At 68.3% G+C, this 3,930-nt stretch carries 3 protein-coding genes; 2 read left to right on the top strand and 1 reads right to left on the bottom strand.

Annotated elements, in window-relative coordinates:
- Together ELR45_RS23200 and ELR45_RS23205 are read left to right on the top strand one after the other, a co-directional pair.
- Nucleotides 1-2,822 (top strand): S8 family serine peptidase (locus tag ELR45_RS23200; protein ID WP_165368034.1); only part of this gene is annotated, 2,822 nt, incomplete at its 5' end.
- Between the two features lie 15 nt (nt 2,823-2,837).
- Nucleotides 2,838-3,404: a superantigen-like protein SSL4 gene (locus ELR45_RS23205; protein ID WP_129668450.1), complete on the top strand. Its 567-nt coding sequence runs from the start codon at nt 2,838-2,840 to the stop codon at nt 3,402-3,404.
- 26 nt (nt 3,405-3,430) lie between these two features.
- Here ELR45_RS23205 and ELR45_RS38790 read toward each other — a convergent pair.
- Nucleotides 3,431-3,930: LacI family DNA-binding transcriptional regulator (locus tag ELR45_RS38790; RefSeq protein ID WP_205857099.1), on the bottom strand; the 500-nt coding region annotated here is incomplete at its 5' end.

Here is a 3,930-nt window from a genome sequence, read left to right on the forward strand (position 1 = left end):
ACGTCCTCGACGGAATACTCCAGCGTGACCGCGCGGCCGCCGAGGTCGCCACGGTGTCCGGCGCGTTGAACGCCATCATGGTCGAGGCCGACGCGGACGCCCTCGCTGAGCTGGCCGAAGACGATCGCGTGGTGTCCATAGCCAAGGTCTTCGACTACGAGATGGACCTCGACGAGACCGTGCCGCACATCGGTGCCGACACGGTTCAGGACGCGGGCTACGACGGCCGCGGCATACGGGTGGCGGTGCTCGACTCCGGCATCGACTACACGCACGCCAACCTCGGTGGTGCAGGCACCACCGAGGCGTACGAGTCCGCGTACGGCACAGACCCCGACGATGCGCGCAGCGCCCAGCGCGACGGCCTGTTTCCCACCGGCAAGGTCGTGGAAGGCTACGACTTCGTCGGAGAGCAATGGGTGGGCGGAGACCCGGCGTCCACGCTCGACCCCAACCCCGATCCGATCGACTACGGCGGTCACGGCACCCACGTCGCGGACATCATCGGCGGCGCGAGCGGCGTCGCTCCCGGCGCCGAGCTCTATGCGGCGAAGGTCTGCGCGTCACAGGACTCCGCCTGCTCCGGCATCGCGTTGATGCAGGCCATGGACTGGGTGCTCGACCCAGACGGCACCGGAGAGGCTGACCCCGTGGACATCGTCAACATGTCGCTGGGCGCCAACTACGGCCAGCACTTCGACAACCAGCTATCCCAGGCGGTGGAGAACATCTCCAGGCTGGACGTGCTCGTCGTCGCTTCGGCCGGGAATGCCTCCGACAAGCCGTTCGTGTCCGGCACACCGGCCGCCGCCCCGTCCGCGCTCTCGGTGGCGCAGACCCACGTGCCGTCGGATGTGCTGGCGGTGCTCGAGGTGGTGCGGCCGGACGCCATCGCCGGTGAGTACGGCGCGGTCTTCCAGCCCTGGTCCGCTCCCCTCGACACCGTGATCGAGGGCCCTTTGCAGTACGGCGACGGTGCCGGCGGCAACCTGCTGGGCTGCGAGCCGTTCGAGCCGGGCAGCTTGGACGGCCTCGTCGTCCTGGTCGACCGCGGCGACTGCAACTTCTCGGCCAAGATCAGCCACGTCAGCCAGGCCGGTGGGCTCGCCGGCATCATCGGTCTGGTCACCCCCGAGGCGCCGTTCACCGGTGGCGACGGCGGCGAACGCCCGATCGACGTCCCCGGCTTCATGGTCGGCTTCGACGAGAACACATCCCTGAAGGAGCACGTGGACGACGGCGTGACCGTACGGTTCGACCCGGAGCAGGGCGTGCCGCTCGTCGGCCACATGGTGGGATCGTCATCCCGCGGTCCGACCATGCTGACGAACATCATCAAGCCGGAGATCGGCGCGCCCGGCGCGTCTGTCTCGGCGATCGCGGGCGGTGGCACCGAGGTGGGGCCCTTCGGAGGCACCTCTGGTGCGGCGCCGATGGTGAGCGGGTCGGCGGCGCTGCTGATGCAGGCCCAGCCGGAGCGAGACTCCATGCAGATCAAGGCCAGCCTGATGAACACCGGGGAGACTGAGATCCAGAACGCGCCGGAGCTGCTCGGCGGAGGGCTGGCACCCATCGCCAGGATCGGTGGAGGCGAGGTCCGGGTGGACCGGGCGCTGAACGCCGAGGCGACAGCGTGGGTGCCGGAGCAGAACAGCGCGGCGTTGTCGTTCGGTTTCCACGAGGTGCACCGGCGCATGACGACACTGACCGGCAAGGTCCAGGTGACGAACGTCTCGGACCGTCGCATCAGCTACGACATCACACCGTCGTTCCGGTTCTCCGACGACGAGGCCGACGGCGCCGTTTCGGTAACCGCTCCAGCACAGGTCACCGTTCCCGCCGGGAAATCCCGGAACGTCACCGTCACGGTCCAGATCGACGGCACCGCTCTGCGCGACTGGGACCTCGACTCCGGTGGGCTCGGAGCCGACGGCGAGGCGATCACCGCCCTGGAATACGACGGCTACCTCACTTTCAGTGAGGCTGGCCACGAACACAACACGCTCAACGTGCCGTGGCACGTGCTGCCGCGCCAGGCCGGTGACGTCCGTGAAACCAAGATCCGGGACGCCTACCGGCTCACCAACACCGGAGTGGGCGATGCACCGGTGGAGGCGTACTCATTGGTCGCCACCAGCGAGCCGCTGGAGCGAGGGGGCCCGGGTGAGGAGAACCCCACCCCCGATTTCCGCTACATCGGCGTCGCCACCTCCCCTGCCCCGGAAGGGTTCTGCTCCGATGAGGAATCGTTCGTCATGACCCTCGCGGTCAACACATGGGAGCGGCAGACGCATGCCAACGCGCCGGCATCGTTCGAGTTCTGGCTCGATACGGACCAGGACGGCACCGACGACTACGTCGTGGTCAACAGAGACCTGTCGTTCAGCGCGCTCGACGACGGGCGCAATGCGACCTTCGCCGTCGATCTCGCTACCGGCGACGCGGAGGCGTGGTTCCTGACCGACCACGACACGAACAGCGCCAACACCGTGCTGCCGTTCTGCGGTGAACAGATCGGGTTGGACGCGGCCGACGCCGGCGATCCGATGGATGTCACAGCGGTGGCGACCGACTTCTACTTCGAGGGCCAGGGCGACCAGGTCGACGGATTCACGATCGCACCGTTCGGTGAACGGTTCGCCGGTGTGTTCAGCGATGGGACGGCCGGATTCGGCACGGTGCCAGCGCGGGGCCAGGAAACTCTCGAATACTCCGACGCCGGTGCAGGGCCGAATTCGACCGAGACGGGTCTGCTGCTGCTCTACCGGGAAGGTGCACCAGAGCTGGGCGAGGCAAGCGTGCTGGAACGGACGAGAGAGTGACGACGTCTCAATGATATGAAGGCAGGCGCTGTCGTTGTCGGCGCTGCGCTGGCTGTGGTCTTGGCCGGGTGCGGCTCGGACGACGACGGCCTCGCGACGGTGCCGGACGAGTCCGCCGCAACGGAAGATCATTCGCCGGAGTCCGCCACGCCGGAAGCCACGCCCACGCCGGAGGTGACCGTGCCCGACGACGACGCGTCGCCGCCCGGGGAGGAGCAGACACCGCAACGGCCGCTGCCGGAAAGCCTGACGCCCGCGCCGTCGCCGGACGAGTCGCCCCCGGCCACCGGCGAGGTCCCGGACGAGTACATGGATCCTGTCATCGCGGACGCGGTCGAGCGGGCTAGCGCGACGGCGGAGGACGTCGTCGTGGTCCGCGCACAAGCGGTGACATGGTCCGACGGTTCCCTCGGTTGTCCCGAGCCGGGGATGATGTACACCCAGGCGCTGGTGGACGGCTACTGGGTGGAGCTGGAGGTCGACGACGAGCATTTCGACTACCGGCTCGGCAAAGGCGGTTCGTTCCGGCTATGCACGTCGCCGTCGCTGAAGCCACCTACCACCGAACGCCCGGCGTTCTGACGTCGCAACGCCCCGGGCGGGGACTCTCAGCCGCCTGTGGAGGCCCGGAGCATGAGGGTGAAATCCGTGAGGACCTCGGCTGGGACGCGCTTGCCGGCCGGTGAGCCGAGCTGGTCCGTCAAGAGCTTGACGGCGGTGCTCGCGATCTCATCCCGCCTAGGGGACACCGAGGACAGCGTCGGGATGGAGTAATGCGCGTCCTCGGTGTCATCGAAACCGAACACCGCGATCTCGTCGGGAACTGCTATTCGGCGCTCGTGCAGAACGTGCAGGACGCCCATGGCCAATGCGTCGTTGAGCGCGAAGACGGCGTCGACCGGCGTCCCCGAGTCCAGCAGCCGGTCCATCGCCGCAGCCCCTCCGGGACGGTTCCAAGGACCTTGCTCGATGACGAGCGCGGGGTCGACTTCGAGACCGGCCGCAGCCAGTCCCTGGAGGTAGCCGTCGAGGCGCAGCTTCGCGCTCCCCATCACCTCACCCGTGTGGGCGCCGATCACCGCGATCCGACGGCGGCCGAGGCCGGCGA

The sequence above is a fragment of the Phytoactinopolyspora endophytica genome (genome assembly GCF_004138495.1).
In the GTDB taxonomy this organism is placed as follows: Bacteria; Actinomycetota; Actinomycetes; order Jiangellales; family Jiangellaceae; genus Phytoactinopolyspora; species Phytoactinopolyspora endophytica.